A 19,628-nucleotide genomic window follows, 5' to 3' on the forward strand; every position below is an offset into this window, starting at 1 on the left:
CGCCCTTTATTCCGCAGCCGGCTGCCTCAATAACGCTTTCTCCCGCCGTGCGATCACCGCCGGATCGTTCATGTAATCCGTTCTCGGCTTGCGTCCACGCTTCTGGTAGCCGTTCCCCGTGCTGCCATCGCGAATGCCGAACATATGGTCCGTCTGCCCAGTTCGCCGTGGTCCGCCCTTGCTGCGCTGCTGCTCCCGCCCAGCCTGCAGCTCGGCGACAACAGACAGCATGTCGTCCAACCGCTTGTTATCGACGACCTCGGCGCGATGCACGGAGCGTAACGTGTCAAAGGTTCGGTAGGGCAGGGCAAAGCTCTCGTGCATGATCTCGAGGCGCCCGTCCGGATAGTCGCAAACGACGACCTTCTTACCCGCCAGGGACCTGGAAAGATCTGTCGGATCAAGGATGAACAGCACCTTGTCATAGCGCAGCGTCAAAGCCTGCGACAGCGTGCGAACTTCCTTGCGGCACATGGCGCCATCGAGGTTCTAGTGGTCGGCCAACGGCCGGTGCATGTCCTTCGGATTACGCGGCTGTTTGCCAAAACGCGCGTTGAAATCCGCAATGAACTCAGGCGCATAGGCGTTGGCTTCCTCGATCGTGTCCATGCCGCGCAGCCGCATTTCCTTGACCAGCCGATCCTGCAGTGTCTGGTTCGCACGTTCGACGCGGCCTTTGGCCTGCGGGGTATTGGCACAGATGATGTCGATGTTCAGCTCATAAAGCGCGCGGCCGAATTGTGTCAGGCCGCTCGTCCGGTCCTTCTCCGACGCATGGGTCGAACGAAAGACGCCGTGCTTGTCACTGTAGAAGGCCAGCGGTTTGCCCCATTGCTGCAGATAGGCCTTGGTCGCGTGCAGATAGTCGAAGGTGTTCTCCGAGCCGGCAAACCGTAGATGCAGCAGCTTGCCGGTGGCGTCGTCGATATAGACGAGCAGGGCGCATTTGGGCCCACGGTTCTCGAACCACCAGTGATGCGAGCCATCGATCTGTACCAGTTCGCCAAAGCAATCACGTCGGCCGCGTGGCTGGAAAACCCGCTTCTTGCGTTCCCGACGCGAGACCCAGATGCCGGCCTCGGTCATCCATTGCCGCAGGGTCTCCTTGGCGACCGAGATCCGGTGCAGCTCGATCAGCTTCTCACGCGCCAGCGTCGGACCGAAATCCAGATAGCGTTCACGGATCAGATTCAGCGCCGCATTGCGAAACTCCTCGCTATGGCGCCGGTTGCTCGGTCGCGATCGCTTCTTGGAAACAAGCCCGGCCGGACCATCCCGGTCATAGGCCTGCAGCAGCCGATGGACCTGACTTCGACTGAGGTCGAGCCGTTCGGCGGCCTGCACAACGCTCAGGCGTTCGTCACGGATCTTCTGGATGAGTTCGAGGCGATGCAATTCTTTCTGCGACATAGTGATCATAAAGGACATGACGACTCCGACCGCTCATGGTCTCGACCAGGCTGAAGGTCGTCATCCTTGCTCCCGACATTGGCATTGACCAGTCGTCGAGAGGCGAGATTGTCGCATCTCTAACTGGCCCAACTGTCGCATTACTAAATAGCCTCTACAACACCAAATAGCATAATGCAGGTTATGGAACTTTACGCTGAACCGGCCGCGATAGTTACAAGCAGGTCCTTGGCATCGATCTGGTCGCCGGCTTTGACGAGAACTTCGGCGATCGTGCCGTTCTCCTCGGCGTGAATTGCCGTTTCCACCTTCATCGCTTCGGTCGACACCAGCACATCGTCGGCATTGCCGGGTTCGGCCTTGGGTGCGAAGACGGCGGCCGGTGACGCTGAGGAATTTTGCGAGCTCTTGCTGTTGGTTCCTCGCGGACCCGAGCCGCATCTCGTTGTGCACCTAACCGGCTCGGCTCACGTGACAACAAACACAAGAACATCTGGTTGTTTCTATCGAGTTTGGCGCAGGAGGCGCAGGAGGCGCAGGAGGAAAATCAACATGACTGTCGCGGCTAGGCCCATGATTGCCAAAGCGTATAGGCCTGTGGAAAAACCTCCGGGCTGACTACGGAGATACCCTATAACGAACGGCCCCACAAATGCTCCTAGGTTCCCGAGTGAGTTAATGAATGCGATCCCGCCGGCGGCAGCGGAGCCACTAAAGAAGCAGAAGGCAGCGCCCAAAGGGTCCCTTGCAACCCAATATGCCGCGCATGAGCATCCCTCGCCAGAACCCGTCAGGGCCGGGTTGATCTACCGTACGGCCGGGGCAATACTCCAGTATTGGCTTAGCTCCTCCGATGCGTCAAAATTCCGCTTGATGAGTGCTATATCAAGGCATAACCAATCGGCCATTCTCCGATTCCCGGAGAATTGCCGGACATGACTTGGAGCAGGTGCCATTTCTCCGCAGCCATCCCGGATATTGCAAAAGGACCGATACCATGTGCTTTGAATGCAATTCCTCCCCACTCAGCCGTCGCTCCCTGCTGAAATTTGCCGGCATCGGAGGCGTGGCCGTCATGACTGCAGGCTTTGACATGACCATGCCGGCATTCGCCTCGAACGCTCCCGCCCTTCTGCCGGATGAAGCACTGGCAAAACTCCAGGAAGGCAACAAGAAATTCGTCGCCGACACGGAAGCCTGCGCCGCCAATATTTCCAAGCGCCGGCAGGACGTCGCCAAGAGCCAGGCACCTTGGGCGATCGTGCTGACCTGTTCCGACAGCCGTGTCGTGCCGGAACTTGTATTCGGCGGCGTGACGCTCGGCGAACTCTTCGTCGCCCGCAATGCCGGAAACGTGGTCGACACCGATGTGCTCGGCACGATCGAATATGGCACCGAACATCTGCATGCGCCGCTGATCGTCGTCATGGGCCACAAGCGTTGCGGGGCGGTCTCCGCCGCCTGCGAGGTCGTGTCCAAGGGCACCAAGCTCGATGGCTCAATCGGCAAGATGACCCAGCCGATCCTGCCCGTGGCTTTGGCGGAGACCGATCGCGGCGACAATTTTGTCGACAACACCGTCCATGCCAATGCCTTCAACGGCGCCGAGCGCATCCTCACCGAAAGTGCGATTGTTTCTCGCCTGGTCGAGGAAGGCAAGGTGAAGATCGTGCCCGCCTATTATGATCTCGATACCGGCGTGGTCGATTTTCTGCACAAGGTCTGACCTACGAGGCGACTTCATGTTGCCGACGGCTATCCGCGGGCGCCTCGTCGCGTTCGCGGAACCATAGTCGCTGATGACCCTTGCCGCCCGCAGCATCACCCGGCGGGTTACGCGGGCCGGAGCTGAGGTCGCGAGCTGGCTGCCTGGGCGACGCTCTTCTGGAAATTTCCGACCATACGCCTGCGCAACTTGGTGAGCTCAATCGACAGGTCCGACAGCTGTGCGATGACATCTATCGGAACCTGGGCAGCTGGGCCGCGCCCTCCTGAGCCAGTACAAGGACATAGGCGTCGCTCGTTTCAAAGAACGCGAGACAATCGGCCTCCGGCAGGATCTCAACAAGATCAAGACGGCGAAACCGCCTGTGGAGCTTGAACGCAAAGGCGCGATCTGGGTTCAGCCAACCCTATTCGCTGAATCGAGTATCGCGCCTGGAGGCATAACGGAAAACTACGGCATCGAAACTGGCCGCATTGATCGAAGATTGGTACGAACCGTGAAATTGACGCATGGTGGCTGGAAAAAACGCCGAGCTATGCATCCGGTTCGAGGATCACGCCCGTTATGGAATGCCTGCGATACAGGGCTCCAAATTCGGTTCAAAATCCTAATCCGCCCACTCAGGATCGGTTGTAAAGGCGATGGTGAGCCGACGACTCGGACCCTCGTTACCAATCGCGAGCCCGATTTCGTCACGGATCTTATCCCATTCCTGCAATTTCCTCGCCGGGAGGTCCTCTGAGACAACGAAATGTAGCTCGATTTGCCGGCCTCGGCCGACCCGGGCCACATAAGCCCGGTGGGATATGAATCCATGTCGTTCGATGATTGTTTTGGCGACCGCGTCAACTTGTTGTTTGAGATCTAATGGCGTAACAAGCAGTATGTCGGCGAGCGCTCGCCGAACCGTGCCCGCCGGAATGGGAATGATCACAATGCAGATTAATGCCAGCGCGACCGGGTCAATAAACGGCGAGATCCATTCGTAAGAAGACCCCTGAATGAAATATCCGATGGCAAACGCGACGAGTAACCCGATCGTTAGCCCGGCGGACATCAGCCAAGCTTTCGTATCCAGGGCAACGAAATCAGATTTGATCTTACGATTAGCTCGATCACCAATAACCCCCATGGTGGCTGTCACACCGAGTGTTACGACGGCGTAGACGATTGCTTGACTAAAGTTGAGCGGACGTCCCCCATGCAAAATGCTGCCGATTGCGTTGACAAGTGCGTAAACAGCCGACCCGGTTATGAGAATGCCGTTGAGAGCCAAGACTATGGGCTCAAGATGCCAGAACCCCATCGTGAAATGCTCGATAAGTTTTCCTTTGCTGGAGGGCGCTTCGGATGACGCGATGAGCTTTGTAACAAGCAGAGCTACGACAGTCATAGCAGCGTCCGTCAATGCGTAGACACCATCGAATATGATTGCGAACGAACCTGAAATGATCCCGAACAAAATGCCGATGCAGGCAAGGAGGATGGTAACGGCAATTGAAACGCAGAGAAGCCCCTGCTCCGTTCTCATGAAATTCATAGGCTCAGCCTTATAACTTACGTTTCTTTATGGTCCTCTGGACGCGGTACAGACCATCCAATTCAGCTACTGAAGCGAGCACATCCACTTTTGGATCAAGGTACCTTTTTAAATTCAAATGCTGACCTCTCCTGTCCAGTGCTGCTGGCTCGCATGAGCGTCTTTCACATACCTGGCCACAAGACAAAATCGCCTCGCTGTGTTCTGGCAGTGCGGCCTCGACTATCTAAACAAGGGCCAATTTTGCTTTGCAGGTAAAGCGGGGCTGGACATGATGCACGACACGGAAGGACGCATGAACATAGTCCAGCACTTCGCTGACGGTCTCGCCGCCGCGAATGAAGTCGGAGCCACCACAGATAGGGCATGAGCAGGCCACCTGTTACACGTCATCATGGCACGGCCGAGGTTGCAGAGCTTGCGCGGCGATAGGGCTCTCGACGCATCCACGTCATCCGGCAGGTTCGAATTCCGTTGACTCATGGTTGGATCTGATTTGATGAGAGGCGTTCCAAAGAACGCCGAGGTTTTCGCCCTCATGATAGGCTGTGGCTGACACCACGTTCTAGTCTAGCGATGATCGGATCGTCTAGCCCTTTGGCGACTCCTGTAATTACGGCTGGATTGCCAGATGGAAAAGAGCAGGCTTGCGATATACGCCCACTGAAGAAGCAACAAACTAGCCACCATTGCAACGATGACTTCGTGGATGGAATGCCAGACGAAGTAACTCGTTAGTGCCTTCGCCCAGACGACGAGCAGCAGGAGGCCGCAAAAGATTGTGAAACGCAACACCGTTCTCCTGATTTGTTCGCGAGATTGCGCAGCAATGTCGTCTGCGGCAACGAGAGTCTGGCAGTTCTTCAGGCGGCAACCGCCGCGTGGTTGAGAGCCATGATCATGCCAGTGAGCTCACCATCGAACTCTCGTTCTGGCCATTGCAAATGCTGAGATTTTGGCAGCGGCGGCGCGGGACTGCAGCTTGCGGACCTTCTTCAGCTGCTCCACAATGTCTGACATGATCTCTTTCCTCGAAAATTGATGTCATGATGCCCGCGCCACGTCGGGATAGGTTTCGATAACTTCAATAGCGTCATCGACCATTTTCGTGCCGGTCTCGGCGAGCTTGCCTAGCGTCTCAAAGCCGAACCGGTGGACATCGCGCAGGGTCTTCGACAGAACGACCAACCGTCCAGTCGTCAAAAGCAAGCGGCCGAAGCCCTCATGGCCGATCGTCATGATCGGCGATGCCAACAGGCCTGTGCACTCTTCGATCACAAGCCCCACGCAACTGTAAAAATTCTGTAGCCTCCACAGCACATCAGGATCCGGATCGCCTATGATCGGGATCTTACGGCGCTGCTCCTTGGTGAGGATGAAGTCGGCCAGCAGGTCAGTGTCCGATTTGCCTTCCCACGCCCCATGGGCATCCTGAGCGCGGATGAGCCTTATCAGGCATCTGAGAAAAGGGGTGGCGAGATCCCCATCTTCGTTGACAGCAGGGCCATTCGTACTTCCTGTCAATGTACCCATGTCCTAGTCCTCCTCATCGAAAGGCTTCTTTTCAATGGCGCCTGCTTCGGTTAGCACCTTGCGTAACCAGGGTGGCGGAGTAGTCCTGAGCATCGCCCGAGTTCGCGACAAAACATCTTCGATCAGTTGAGGATCGGATACTTTAATTGGGTGGATTTTGGCCGAAACAACTCGGGCTGCCGATGGCCCACCGATCGCCAGACAGAACAATAAGTGACAACCTTCCAACGCCTTCACCTTCGGGTTAATACGATCGACGTCCTCGTTCCGATGCTTTCCGCTCTGGTCGGAAACGTCTTCGAAGTCCAGGACTTCCACCAGTTTCCAGTCGTCGAGACTCACATCATAGACGACGAAACGTTTTGCCGATCCGAAATGGGCGTCGAGAGATTTCATATCTTGAGTGGCGATTGCGACGCGCAACGCGCCAGCCTTCCGTTTTGGAGCTGACGAGTGAACCCCGTCAGGGACGAGGGAAAGGCGACGAGCGGCGATCATCTAGGCAGTTCTCCTTTGCGGGAGGGATCAAGCGATCCAGGACACGGCGCGCGCTGATTGGCCTGGAAGATGTTGGAAACATCGAAGATCAGGTCGCGCGTTCCCTGATAGAGACTTGTGAGCTTATGCTGGCTGCCGAGTCGGTCGAATATCGGGAAGCCCACCCGCATGAGCGGAATCCCAAGGCGCTCCGCCGCTTGTCGTCCATGCGAATGCGTGACGAGAAGATCAGCGCCGACGGCAAGTTCTTCGAGATCGCCAAGATCACCGACCTGGAGCGATTCGGCCGGCATTTCCGCGAGTATTTTTGAGGTGCCGGTCGTGGTGACCGCTGCCGCGATTTCGGCGCCCATGCCGGTGAAGAAGGTAGCGAATTGGTAGAGCTGGTCCGGCTCCACAGCAATTGCGATCTTCTTGCCTCCGAAATGGAAATGTCCGTCGAGCAGGGCGTCCTGCAGCTGTGCTCGGCGACGGCGGATGTTTGCTGGCACCGGCGCACCAGAAATCTCAGAAAGAAACGAGACGAACCGGTCGGCTCGTTTCAATCCTGTCAGCGACTGGAACAATGCGTAAGGGACTCCCGTCCGGGTCCGCAGTAGCTCTGCGGGGCGGCGCATATGCTCGCCGATCGCGATACATTGCGCCGCCGTGCCAAGCTCTTGTATCTCGTCGACGGGAGTACCGCCATAGGTGGTCGGAACCCAACGATCGCCGGGCACCGTGCCGTCGAGAGAGCCGGAAATGTCCGGCAGGATCACCGGCTTCAGACCGAAGCTTTCGACCGTTTCGCGCAGAAGCTCGATGTCAGCGACTGTCAGATGCCATCCTGGTAGGATCGCAATCTTCTTTTGGTGGCGGCTCTGCTCGCCTGGAGTGGTGATGCGCTCGACCATAGAGATGACGGCCTTCGCCCATCCCTCTTCGATCGCTCCCTCGAAATCCGGGGTATTCGCCAGCACAACCTCCGTACCCGCGAGCTCATCGGCACGATCCCGCTTGATGTTGGCGAGATCGCCTGCGAAATCTTCGCCGCGGGTTTCCACCAGGGCTGTCGTGCAAATTCCGATCAGCTTGGGTTTTGCGCGCCTCTTGAGATTTAGGATCGCCTCTTCCAGATTGCCTGCGCCGCCAAGAATGGTCGCCACTGCGTCCAATGCCGTTGTCTGCAAGGGAATGGCTTCCTTAAAGTGCCGGACTAAAAGTACCAGCGCCAAGCTGGTGCAGCCCTGGCTGCCGTGGAACAGCGGCACGGCACGCTCGACGCCAAGAAAGGCGAGCGCGGCGCCGAGCGGCTGCGACGATTTCAGCGGATTGACCGCAGCTGATTTGGTCTGGGGAAAGACTTGAACCATCGGCTTTCCTCAACGCTTGCAGAAGCTGCCGGCGACCGCGCCGACAAAGTTTTGCAAGACGTACCCAGTCTCGTTCTCGCTCTTGGTATTCGTCAGTTCTTCTTCCACCGCATGCTGGCATTCCCACGGTGCCGGCTCCCGCACCTCCATCCAGATCGGATTGTGAATAGCAAGATCGATCTGGCGAACGAGCTCCACCATGCCGTCATAGCCGGCATAGGGGTGGTGGCGTTCCTGGTTGATATCGAGCCAAGGTGTCTTGGCCTTCAGCGCGATGAATTGCGTGCGCCCGCCAGACAACATGATGTCGGCTTTACCGTCGGCGAGCATGTTATAAAGCTCGCGCGGCGCCATTGACTCGAACAGGTGGTTTTCGTCTTTCAGGAGTTGCTTGATACGTTCCTTGTCTTCAGGCGTGGATTTCTTGACCGAGGTGCCCACGATCTCGATGCCCACCTCCATCAGCGCATGGACAACCGACCAGGACTTGACGCCGCCGGTGTTGAGCAACACGCGCTTGCCTTCAAGCCTTGGTCGATATGCTGCGAGTTTCATCCAGGCAATCGCCTCCTCCTCCGCGATCAATGCCTCGGTGCGCTCGAGGATTTCGGGATCCGCCCCCTGCATCACGAGCAGCTTGGCGATCTGTCTGAGTGCTTCCGAGGTGTCGGTAATTCCGTAAAAGGAGCCTTCGAAGAACGGGATATCCCACAGCTCCTCCATTTTGCGGGCGAGGTTGATGAGTGCTGTCGAGCACACCAACATGGACGCCTTGGCGCGATGCGCAGAAGCAATGTCAAGATATCGGGCGTCTCCTGGAATGCAGGCCCTTACTCTGATCCCCAGCCGGTCAAGAAGCGGCTTTACCAGCCAAAACTCGCCGGATAGGTTGAACTCACCAATGATATTGATGTCGTAGGCGGTCACGTCGTTCGGCTCTACGCTGCCGATCACATGATCGAGCAACGCTTCACCGGCGAGCTTATTGCCAAGGTTCTTGGAGCCGGCAAAGCCCGGTGCGTTGACCGGCACCACCGGAAGGCCGAATTTTTCCGCGGCCCGCTTGCAGACGGCCTCGATGTCGTCGCCGATCAATGCTGTCACACAGGTCGAATAGACGAAAATCGCCGGTGGAGCATAGGCCTCCTTGATCTCGCGGATTGCTTTAAAAAGTTTCCGCTCGCCGTGCCCCATCACCACTTCGGTTTCAGTGAGGTCGGTCGTGAAACTGGTGCGCCAGAGCGTTGGACCTGAGGAAGCCGATCCGCGGTTGTCCCAGGAATTGCCCTCACAGCCGAGAGGCCCATGGATCAGGTGCGCGACGTCGGTGATCGGCTGCAGCACGATCTTGGCGCCATCGAAAGCGCATCCGCCGGCTGCCGCCCCGGGGATCAGCGGCTTCGAACAGCCGTTTTTGCGCGCCTTGGAATCCTTGCTGCGGTTCTTCTCGCAGGCAGGCTCGTCAAAGACATCCTGGACTTTAGCATTGAGCAAGGGCATTGCGGTCTCCAAGTTCAGATGAAGGCGGCCGGCCTCACAAGGCCGACCGCCGCCGCTCCTAGCGGGTCAGGTCGTAAGAATAGTCCGTCACACCCGGCTCGCTCGTCTCGCGATCGAGCTTGTCGAAGATCTTGTCGAGGATCGTCGTCAGGACGCGCAGGCCGCCTTGGTAGCCCATGAGCGGGAAACGGTGGTGATGGTGCCGGTCGAATATCGGAAAGGTCAGCCGGATCAATGGGGTGCCGGTGTCGCGCTCGAGATACTTGCCATAGGAATTGCCGATCATAAGATCAACCGGCTCGGTAAAGAGCAGCGAGCGCAACGCCCACAGGTCCTTGCCCGCCCAGACCTGGGCATCCTTGCCGAAGGGCGAGGATGCGAGCAACGCCTTCATCTCGGCTTCCCAGGCCGACGTGCCGTTGGTAGCAAGGCAGTGGGTCGGCTCACCGCCGGTTTCCAAGACGAACCGGGCAACGGCGTAGACGAAGTCAGGATCGCCGTAGATCGCGTATTTCTTCCCGTGCAGCCAGGCTTGGCTATCTGCCATAGCGTCGACGAGACGGCCGCGTTCCAGGCCGATTGTCGGAGGAATTTCCTTGCCGGTAATCTCCGAGACCTTCATCAGGAATTCGTCGGTCGCCTGAACACCCAGCGGATAATGGAACGAAGCCGTAACCTGACCGACCTCCTTGCAATATTCCAGCGTTTTGCGCGTGTTATAGTGCTGCAGCGACAGGGTCGCTTCGGCATTCAACGCCGTTTTCAAGTCCTCGATCTTCGTGCCGCCGTCATACATGCGGTACGTACCGTCAGACGGCGTGTCGAACTGGTCGGAGGCATCCTGGATGAAGATGTAGGATACGCCCATCATGTCGAGCAGGCGCTTCAGTTCGCGGTTGTTGCCGACGCAGAAGCCGTCGAAGCCGGGAATGATGTTGATGGCTTGAGCAACCTCCTTCCGCTCGTTGCCTTTCCAGAAGTTCTCCAGAATGCCCTTGATCATGCCGTCATAGCCATCGACGTGGCTGCCGACGAAGGCAGGCGTGTGGGCGAAAGGAACATCGAAGTCGTGCGGGACCGACCCTTCGTTCTTTGCGTTTTCGATGAAGCCGTGGAGGTCGTCTCCAATGACTTCGGCCATGCAGGTGGTCGAGACGGCGATCATCTTCGGATCGTAGAGCTTGTATGTATTGGCGAGCCCGTCGACCATGTTCTTCAACCCGCCGAACACTGCCGCGTCCTCCGTCATCGAGGACGAGACCGCTGATGAAGGCTCCTTGAAGTGACGCGACAGATGCGAACGGTAATAAGCGACGCAGCCCTGGCTGCCATGGACGAAGGACATCGTTTGCTCAAAGCCTGCGGCTGCGAAGACGGCACCGAGCGGCTGGCAGGCTTTGGCCGGGTTCACGACCAGGGCTTCGCGGCCCAGGTTCTTTTCGCGATACTCCCAGGTCTTCGTGAAGTCGTTTTGATCGGCAACGACCTGATCCGGGTGGGGGCATTCGAAATTGGCTTTCTTCTCGGCGAGCATCTGCCTGTATTCCGGCTCGCGGAACAGGGGAGCATGGTCGAGAACTTTTTCCGCCGACTGCGGCATAGTAAGCACCTTTCTTTTCATCGCGCCGCACCGGTGGCGGCAATGGGATGTCATCTGTCACGAGTGCGGATCAAGTCCGATGGGAAGAGCCTGGCCTGCCCCTTCCCAAGACAGGCCAGGCTCTCATTCGGCCGCAACCGCCTCAGCTGGCGCGGCCTCTTTTTTCCAGGGGACGTTGTAGAGATCCCACACCGGATTATTGATGGCCAGATCCATGTCGCGGGCGAATATGGCGAAGCCGTCATAGCCGTGATACGGGCCGGAATAATCCCAGGAGTGCATCTGGCGGAAGGGGATGCCCATCTTCTGCACCGGATACTTCTCTTTAATGCCGGACCCAACAAGGTCGGGGCGGATGCCTTCGATGAACTTTTCCAGCTCGTAACCGGTCACGTCGTCATAGATCAGCGTACCCTTGTTCACATAATGGCCGGTGCGCTGATAGTCGTCGTTGTGGGCGAACTCGTAGCCGGTGCCGACGATCCGCATGCCGAGGTCCTCATAGGCCGTGATGACGTGGCGAGGACGCAGGCCGCCGACATAGAGCATCACCGTCTTGCCTTCGAGGCGCGGCCGGTACTTGTCGACGACAGCATCGACCAGGGGCCGGTACTTGGTGATGACAGCCTCGGTCTTGTCGACGATTTCCGGACCGAAGTGCTTGGCTATTTCGCGCAGGGAGGTTTCGATCTGGGACGGACCAAAGAAATTGTATTCCATCCACGGGATGCCGTATTTTTCCTCCATGTGCCGACAGATGTAGTTCATCGAGCGGTAGCAGTGGATGAGGTTCAGCTTGGCCTTTGGCGCGCGCTCGACCTCAGCGAGCGTGGCATCACCCGACCAGTTGCCGACCACGCGCAGCCCCACCTCCTCCAATAGAATGCGCGTAGCCCACGCGTCGCCACCGATATTGTAGTCGCCGACGACGTTGACATCGTAAGGGCCGGTCTCAAACTCGACTTCGTTCTTGTCGAAAACCCAGTCACGGATGGCGTCGTTGGCGATGTGGTGGCCGAGCGATTGCGAGACGCCGCGGAAGCCCTCGCAGCGCACCGGCACGATCGTCTTTTCGTGCTCCTTGGCCTTCTTGCGCGACACCGCCTCAATGTCGTCGCCAATCAGCCCGATCGGGCATTCCGACTGCACGCTGATGCCGTTGTTGAGGGGGAAAAGCTCCTCGATCTCGTCGATGACCTGTTCAAGCTTCTTGTCGCCGCCGAACACGATGTCCTTTTCCTGGAAGTCTGAGGTGAACTGCAGCGTCACGAACGTGTCGATGCCCGTCAGGCCGACGTAGTAGTTGCGGCGTTGCGACCAGGAATAATGACCGCAACCGACCGGCCCGTGCGAGATGTGGACCATGTCCTTGACCGGCCCCCATACCACGCCTTTGGAACCGGCATAGGCGCAGCCGCGGATCGTCATCACGCCCGGAATGGACTTGATGTTCGATTTGACGTCGCATTCGGAAAGGGCCTTCGGCTCATCGCCAGGCTCGTCGCCGCTCGTTGCGACGCTGAGGTGCTTCTTGCGGCGCTTCGCCGCCTTGTCTGGATATTGCGCTAATACTTCCGCAATGAGCTGTTCATGCAAAACGCTGTCATTCTCGTAATCAAGGCTCATGGGCCCCTGCCCCCTTTCAAGGTTCGGGTTAGGTCGTCGTCGCCGAAGCGGCTTTCTTGGAAGGACGCGCTGGCGCAAGGGCCAGCGCGTCCTGTCGACAGCGGCAGTTATTGAGCCGCAACCACCGCTGACTCCTTGGCCTGTAGTTCGGCCAGCATCTGCTCGTCGCTCTTCATGATGCCGAAGTCGAGCAGCATGTCTTCGAGCTCTTCCATGGTAATCGGGGTCGGAATGGTCCCTTGGCCCGAATTGGCATGGATCTTCTCGGCTAGCGCCCGATATTCCCCGGCCTGCTTGGAGTCCGGCGCGTACTGGATCACCGTCATCTTCCTGAGCTCGGCGTGCTGGACGATGTTGTCACGCGGCACAAAGTGGATGAGCTTGGAATTGAGCCTGGCAGCCAGCGCCTCGGAGAGGTCGAGCTCGCGGTCCGTCTGGCGCTCGTTACAGATCAGGCCGCCGAGCCGCACGCCGCCGGAATGGGCATATTTCAGGATGCCCTTGGCGATGTTGTTGGCGGCATAGAGCGCCATCATCTCGCCGGACATCACGATGTAGATCTCCTGGGCCTTGTTCTCACGGATCGGCATCGCAAAGCCACCGCACACCACATCGCCGAGCACGTCATAGGAGACGTAGTCGACATCGTCATATGCACCGTTCTCTTCAAGGAAATTGATCGAGGTGATGACGCCGCGCCCGGCGCAGCCGACGCCCGGTTCCGGACCGCCGGACTCCACGCACTTGATGCCTTTGTAGCCGGCCTTGAGCACGTCCTCGAGCTCAAGGTCTTCCACCGAACCTTCCTGCGCTGCCAGATGCAGAACCGTGTCCTGCGCTTTGGCGTTCAGGATCAGCCGGGTGGAGTCGGCTTTCGGGTCGCATCCGACGATCAGGATCTTCTGCCCGAGGTCGACAAGCGCTGCGAGCGTATTTTGGGAGGTGGTGGACTTGCCGATCCCCCCTTTGCCGTAAAATGCGATTTGACGCAAATCTGACATATCGCCTTCCTTCTTTCGTTCCATCCATCGCTGAGTAAAAGGCCGGCAGCTCGCGCCGCCTCGCATGGCAATCTTCAAAACCCGTGCCATGTGGGCCGATCGAGCCAAAGGAAAGATCTTTTTGTTGGGTTTCAGAAAGTTACTCCGAACCACCACAGGAAACTGCCAAACAAACCTAATGTCGCCGATCAGACAAAGCCGACAGACGGTGTCGTGATGGCATCACTTGCACCGCTAGGTCGACCGCGACTATCAGCAGGACAACGGATCCGAAAACTGGAGACAATCGCACCCAGCTCCCAATCGAAAAATGTTGAAGCTTTCGATCCTGACCTGCCGCTGACGGCGATTAGAGCCTCGGCGGTCTTGAACCGCTCCCAAACGTTGGACCACCGGATGCTAGAGTTTTCCGGCTTATTCAGGGAGGCGGGCTGGTTGCGCCTCCCGAATTCACCAACGAGATCGGCGCCTTGTTGCCGATCGCACCATGAGGTCTTTCCTCATTGTAGTATCTACGCCAATCCTCCATCTTTTCGCGGGCATCCGCAAGGGTCAGGAACCAATGCTGGTTCAGGCATTCTGCACGGAAGCGGCCATTGAACGCTTCGATGAAAGCATTACCAGTCGGCTTGCCGGGGCGTGAGAAGTCCAACGTCACGCCCTTGGAATAGGCCCACAGGTCCAAGTCGCGCGACACGAACTCGGTCCCTTGGTCGACACGGATCGTTTTCGGATAGCCGGCTTTTTGGCACACCCGTTCAAGGGTTTGCACAACGTCTTCGCCTCTATAGCTATGACGTGGATCAAGCACCGGCACGTAGCGCGAAAAGGTGTCGACCACCGTCAGCACGCGCAGTTTCTTACCCGTTGCGAGTTGGTCGTGAACGAAGTCCATCGCCCAGACGTCGTTGGGTCCGACGGCCATGTGCCGATCCTCGCGAAGCTGGGCTTTTACCCTCCGCTTCGGTGTCTTGTTCCGCAACTGTAGCCCCAAGTCCCTGTAAATGCGGTAGGTTCGCTTGATGTTGGTGCCCCAACCCTCGCGTTCCAAAAGCACATGCACGCGACGATAGCCGTAGCGCACCCGCGTCTCAGAGCCCGATTCAAAAGTTCATTCGTATATCCGTTATCTTGCGATGCGCCTTGTGAGCATTCTGATTGAAGCGATTTGCGCCCATGCGGTTGCGCTTTCGATCGATTTCTCCCAATCCTTGGCGAGACGGCGGCAGCGTCCAAGCCAGGCGAAAGTTCTTTCCACCACCCATCTCTTGGGCAGGACGACGAAGCCCTTGGCGTGATCCGAACGCTTGACCATTTCGATCGTCCAGTCACCATGGCCGCACATTGCTCGCCTCAACTTGGCTCCGGCGTAGCCACCATCGGCGAAGATGTGGCGCAGCCACGGAAAACGGCGGCGGATCGCCTTGAGGACATGGGGTGCGCCGTCGCTACGCTTTGGCTGTCGATAATCCCTGCCGTCGGTTGCGCCTCCCGTCCCTCGATTTCCCGCGCCGCCATCACCAGAAGCTGGTTGATGCTCTGCCACAGTCCGATCGCGCGCCAAGCATAAAAATAACCGCGCACTGTCGAAACCGGCGGAAAATCGCCCGGCAGCATGCGCCATTGGCAGCCGCTCGAGGCGATATAGAGGATCGCCTCCACGACCGAGCGCATATTCGTCGTCCGACGCCGCCCGCCACGACGCGCTGGCGGGATCAGCGGTTTGATCAACGCCCATTCCAGGTCCTTCAAATCACTTGGAAAACGAAGCACGTCTCGGTTATGCTCACGGCGAGCGATAGCAGTCCAGCTCATCGAAACCCCATTTGATTTAGCACCAATAGGGAATCACAACTGCCTGTTATCGCTCAACTTCTTTTAAATCGGGCTCTTAGGCAATTTCGGCGGAGGGCGGATTATCAAATATACCGGGCATTACCACTTGGTGTATTCTGCGTGCTTCGCGGTTATACTAGCCATATTTGTTGTATCAATACTTATGCCATCGGATACGACCGAGTCTAATACCGGAGAAAAGATCGCTTAACCGCCCGAATCATTTCAAAAATATTACAGATAGTGGAGGAAGCCCGTGGGCTTACGTGTAATCGCGTGTTCTGCTCCCCAGTTTTCTCACGGCGAGGCGGGCGAAATGGCATTATCAAGCGCCGATCCGGCAAGCCTCTACAATGCCTGCAGATATGCTGCGTCACTGGCATCCAAGGCGGAAGGTGCATGGGGCGAAAGCAATTGGCGCGGCACCAGGAGTGACAGGCGACAATCAACGCTTCTGCTATCTGACATGGACGATGTGCAGCGAAGGCTAACGCCGCTATTAGTCCGGGTCCGGCCCAATTTAGTTCTCATAGGAGCGATGTCGATATGCTTCCGCGGTGCGATTGAGACAGCGAAATACATCAGAGAGTTTCTAGGCGATGACGTTTGTATCGTTCTTGGCGGTCGCCACGCCACCGAAACAATATATCGGGATGACGAAAATCGTGTAAGACATCATCTAGCGTCCCCTCTGCGGCTAATTGCTGACGGAAAAGTTTCCAGCTGTTTCGACATCGTGCTCTCCGGAGATGGTGAACACTTTATCGCGGAAATTGGGTGCGTCGTAGCTTCCTTGGAAGCAAGAGGTTTTTCGCCAAGGCAGGCGAAATTCTCATTGGGCCACCTGACGACCACCCCGGGGCACTGGATCGCCGGCACAATCATGGACGATCAGGTCCACACTGTGTGCTCTTCGGGCATGCCGCTCGATTATAATGGGATGCCATCCCCAGCCGAAATGTTCGGAATTACAACGAGCTTTGACGTGTTTGGTGGCGCGCCTACCGCGCACGTCTTCAGCGACATCGGGCGTGGCTGTATCTATGATTGTATCTTCTGCAGTGAGAGGATCAGCGTTGTCGGGCCTCCTCGACAGTTCAAGATAAGCCCCCACCGGTTATGCGGCCAACTCGCAGCAGCCCGCCGCGTAGTCAAGGCAGATTACGGCGAAAACTTTCCTGTCTCGGCGTTCATTGAAGACTCAACTCTTCTTGGATGGAATTCGGCCCTCGTAGCCCAGTTTGAAAAGGTATTCGACCCACTCGAAAATCCTGTGCGGCTTGGCGGACAAGCGACCATTGACCAAATTGTCAATAACCCAGCCCTTGCACGAAGACTAGGCCGCATGGGCCTGGAATATCTTTTCATCGGGGTCGAGACACCGCGCCCAGAACTTGTTGGAGGTCTTCACAAGAACATCGCCACCAAGAAGGGTTCGTGGATGGAACGCGGGGACAAAGCAGTTGAGATCTTGTCCGAAGCCGGAATCAAGGTTGGGGTATCCCTCCTATTTGGCATGGGCGAGGGAGCTGCTGAAAGGCAGCAATTGTTTTCGGCCTTAGAAAGCTGGCGGAAAACGGGCTCTCTGATCACAATCAGCATGAACTGGGCCGTCCAACACCCTTTGAGAAACACGGTTCAGGGGAATGAATATACCTATTTGGATTGGGCGGTGTCGCCCGGTCCCATGCTGTCGTTGTTAAGGAATTTTGGCGAGTCCTCTGAGATCTATCCAATTGCCGGCGGTACAAGCCCAGACGAAGCCTCCGTAAAGGATATTCTCCAAGCCACCACGGAGATCATGGCTATGCCGCCTGCACACCCAATGCAAAAGCAAGAAGCGGATCATGTCCCAGGACGTGGTGTAGCTTAGACGACCACGGCTCATCCCAGCCGGATGAGTGTCAGCTTGCTGCTGGCAGGCTGATGAGGGGATCATCGCTCATTGTGGCGATTGTCTCAAGTGTCATGTAGCGGGATCGCTGGACGGCCCATTCATCGTTCTGTTCGAGCAGCAGCGCACCGACCAGGCGCACGATGGCGTCGTCGTTGGGGAAGATGCCGACGACCTCTGTCCGCCGCTTGATCTCGCCGTTCAATCGCTCAATCGGGTTGGTCGAGTGAAGTTTGGCCCAATGCTGCTTGGGACATGTAGGCGAGCACGTCTTGCTCGGCGCTGTCCATAAGACTGGCGAGCTTCGGTACCTTTGGCCTGATCTGGTCGGCGACGTTGCGCCACTGAGTGCTTGCCGCCTCCGGCGTGTCCTGAGCGAAGGCCGTGGCAATGAAGGCGGAGAAAACTCGGCGTCCGCTCTTTCCAGCATGGGCCAAGGTATTGCGCATGAAGTGGACCCTGCAGCGCTGCCAGGTGGCGGAGAGCACCTTCGATACTGCGGCCTTGATGCCCTCATGCGCATCGGAGACAACGAGCTTCACGCCACGCAGACCCCGCCTGGTCAGCTTTCGAAGAAACTCCGTCCAGGTCGCCTCGGCCTCGGACGTGCCGAGCACCTCGCGTCGACCGTCGGTGTTGACGCCGACGGCGATGATTACGGCGACGGAGACAATACGACCACCGCGCCGAACCTTGAGGGAGGTCGCATCGATCCACAGGTAGGGCCATTCTCCTTCGATGGGCCTGTCGAGGAAGACCTTCACCTTCTCATCGATTTCTTCGCACAGCCGGGATACCTGGCTTTTGGAGATGCCGCTCATGCCCATGGCCTTGACGAGGTCATCGACGGATCGGGTCGAAACGCCTTGGATATAGGCTTCTTCGATGACCGCAGTCAGGGCCTTCTCGGCCATCCGGCGTGGTTCGAGAAAGCTCGGGAAATAGCTGCCTGTGCGAAGCTTGGGAATGCGCAGCTCGACGGTGCCCGCCCGTGTCTCCCAATCCCGGTCGCGATAGCCGTTACGCTGGGCCAGTCGGAAGCCATTCTTCTCGCCATAGCCCGCGCCGGTCTTCGTGCCGACCTCCAGCGCCATCAGCTTCTCGGCAGTAAAGCCGATCATCTCGCGCAGCAAATCGGCATCGGCGCTCTTCTCAACGAGTGAGCGCAGGTTCATCATGTCGTCGGTCATCGGTGGTGTCCCTCAGGTTGGCTCAAGCAACCCGACCCTACCGGAAATCACCGATGGCTATGAAATCCAGTTACACCACTCCATTGGACACGATCAAGAAGCGGAGCATATATATGCTGAACGGAGCGCCTAAAGGCGGAATAAATTACCCTAGCTCAGACCGAGTATGCGCCGGAACCCATCTCTTTATCGATATGTGGGATGCAGAAAATACGGGAAATGCTGAAGCGATTGAGGCGGCGGTAGCGCAAGCCGTTCATGACTGCCGCGCAACGATGTTGGAATCGAGTTATAGAAAATATAGCGAAGATGGGGGCGTCACGGGCTTCGCAATTCTCGCTGAATCGCACATTTGCGTAAATACCTGGCACGAAGAACGCATGGTCGCGATAGACGTATTTTTTTGTGGTTCGCTAGACCCGTACGCGAGTATCACCGCGTTGCGCGACGTATTTCGTCCATCCCGGATCGATATTAGCGAGCACAAGCGTCTTCTTGGAACAAGAATAACGCATCCAAATATTGTGGAAGCGCTTTAGCCGAAAGTATTCTCCGAAATCGAGGCGGAACATGTCTAGACAAATCGTTTTCGTGCGCGAAAAATACCCTTCTGAATTCCGCACTATGATCGTGCCGAATGAAGTGCCGTACTACACAGAAAAGGGCTTTGAGGTATTCGTCGAGCTTGGTATCGGCGAAAAAATTGGCTTTGCGGAACCAGCCGGATGTCCTAAAGCGCCGGCGTGTCTGGTTCGACGGCCAACTGAATCTCGATCCAGAACAGCTGATCTTCATCGACGAAAGTGTGCTGCAGAGGCACGGAAGGAGTTCAGTATGAGCTAACCCCGTAACGTGAAGCTGCGTGAATGATGGAGGATGGCCCTCCGGGATCGGCTTTCAGGAGCGGGTCTCAAACCAGTCC

At 57.4% G+C, this 19,628-nt stretch carries 12 protein-coding genes and 6 pseudogenes; 4 read left to right on the plus strand and 14 right to left on the minus strand.

Annotation, left to right across the window (positions count from 1 at the left end; genetic code table 11):
• Positions 1-6: 6 nt before the first annotated feature.
• Positions 7-1,428 (minus strand): annotated as a pseudogene (locus tag AM571_RS23870) (ISNCY-like element ISRel10 family transposase).
• 173 nt (positions 1,429-1,601) lie between these two features.
• Positions 1,602-1,754: pseudogene (locus AM571_RS23875) on the minus strand (biotin/lipoyl-containing protein); the annotation flags it as partial.
• Positions 1,755-2,407: 653 nt separating this feature from the next.
• On the opposite strand from AM571_RS23875, the gene AM571_RS23880 reads away from it, so the two are divergent.
• Entirely contained in the window at positions 2,408-3,136 is a 729-nt protein-coding gene (locus AM571_RS23880) for a carbonic anhydrase (RefSeq protein WP_004675921.1), read from the plus strand.
• A 607-nt stretch (positions 3,137-3,743) separates the two neighbouring features.
• Here AM571_RS23880 and AM571_RS23885 read toward each other — a convergent pair.
• The 11 genes and pseudogenes from AM571_RS23885 to AM571_RS23940 form a co-directional block, all read right to left on the minus strand.
• A complete protein-coding gene (locus tag AM571_RS23885; RefSeq protein WP_004675922.1) occupies positions 3,744-4,676 on the minus strand; it encodes a cation diffusion facilitator family transporter in 933 nt (310 codons plus the stop codon).
• 226 nt (positions 4,677-4,902) lie between these two features.
• A complete protein-coding gene (locus AM571_RS38250) occupies positions 4,903-5,055 on the minus strand; it encodes an IS66 family transposase zinc-finger binding domain-containing protein (protein WP_196411598.1) in 153 nt (50 codons plus the stop codon).
• Between the two features lie 665 nt (positions 5,056-5,720).
• Positions 5,721-6,209 (minus strand): NifX-associated nitrogen fixation protein, encoded by a 489-nt coding sequence (locus tag AM571_RS23900; RefSeq protein ID WP_009991126.1) that lies wholly within the window; start codon positions 6,207-6,209, stop codon positions 5,721-5,723.
• A 3-nt stretch (positions 6,210-6,212) separates the two neighbouring features.
• Positions 6,213-6,707, minus strand: a complete 495-nt coding sequence (gene nifX / locus AM571_RS23905) for a nitrogen fixation protein NifX (RefSeq protein ID WP_018247182.1) — start codon at positions 6,705-6,707, stop codon at positions 6,213-6,215.
• A complete protein-coding gene (gene nifN, locus AM571_RS23910) occupies positions 6,704-8,059 on the minus strand; it encodes a nitrogenase iron-molybdenum cofactor biosynthesis protein NifN (RefSeq protein WP_004672660.1) in 1,356 nt (451 codons plus the stop codon). The genes nifX and nifN overlap by 4 nt, the downstream gene beginning before the upstream one ends.
• Positions 8,060-8,068: 9 nt before the next feature.
• On the minus strand, positions 8,069-9,559 hold the full coding sequence (gene nifE / locus AM571_RS23915) for a nitrogenase iron-molybdenum cofactor biosynthesis protein NifE (protein ID WP_018247183.1): 1,491 nt from the start codon (positions 9,557-9,559) through the stop codon (positions 8,069-8,071).
• 58 nt (positions 9,560-9,617) lie between these two features.
• Complete coding sequence (nifK, locus tag AM571_RS23920) at positions 9,618-11,159, minus strand: nitrogenase molybdenum-iron protein subunit beta (protein ID WP_018247184.1); 1,542 nt, start codon at positions 11,157-11,159, stop codon at positions 9,618-9,620.
• 123 nt (positions 11,160-11,282) lie between these two features.
• Positions 11,283-12,785: a nitrogenase molybdenum-iron protein alpha chain gene (nifD, locus tag AM571_RS23925; RefSeq protein ID WP_018247185.1), complete on the minus strand. Its 1,503-nt coding sequence runs from the start codon at positions 12,783-12,785 to the stop codon at positions 11,283-11,285.
• A 107-nt stretch (positions 12,786-12,892) separates the two neighbouring features.
• The gene (nifH, locus tag AM571_RS23930) at positions 12,893-13,786 is read right to left on the minus strand and encodes a nitrogenase iron protein (RefSeq protein ID WP_004675840.1); all 894 of its coding nucleotides are present in this window, start codon (positions 13,784-13,786) and stop codon (positions 12,893-12,895) included.
• A gap of 418 nt (positions 13,787-14,204) precedes the next feature.
• A pseudogene (locus tag AM571_RS23935) lies at positions 14,205-14,879 on the minus strand (IS3 family transposase); the annotation flags it as partial.
• Between the two features lie 33 nt (positions 14,880-14,912).
• A pseudogene (locus tag AM571_RS23940) lies at positions 14,913-15,601 on the minus strand (transposase).
• A gap of 559 nt (positions 15,602-16,160) precedes the next feature.
• On the opposite strand from AM571_RS23940, the gene AM571_RS23945 reads away from it, so the two are divergent.
• The gene (locus tag AM571_RS23945) at positions 16,161-17,495 is read left to right on the plus strand and encodes a hypothetical protein (protein WP_225881315.1); all 1,335 of its coding nucleotides are present in this window, start codon (positions 16,161-16,163) and stop codon (positions 17,493-17,495) included.
• A 31-nt stretch (positions 17,496-17,526) separates the two neighbouring features.
• On the opposite strand, the pseudogene AM571_RS23950 reads toward AM571_RS23945, so the two are convergent.
• Positions 17,527-18,706, minus strand: a pseudogene (locus AM571_RS23950) (IS256 family transposase).
• Positions 18,707-18,759: 53 nt separating this feature from the next.
• Between AM571_RS23950 and speD the strand changes: the two are divergent.
• A complete protein-coding gene (gene speD / locus AM571_RS23955; protein ID WP_018247191.1) occupies positions 18,760-19,245 on the plus strand; it encodes an adenosylmethionine decarboxylase in 486 nt (161 codons plus the stop codon).
• Positions 19,246-19,418: 173 nt separating this feature from the next.
• Positions 19,419-19,517: pseudogene (locus AM571_RS38485) on the plus strand (IS630 family transposase); the annotation flags it as partial.
• Between the last annotated feature and the right edge of the window lie 111 nt (positions 19,518-19,628).

This window comes from Rhizobium etli 8C-3 (assembly GCF_001908375.1).
Classification (GTDB): Bacteria; Pseudomonadota; Alphaproteobacteria; order Rhizobiales; family Rhizobiaceae; genus Rhizobium; species Rhizobium etli_B.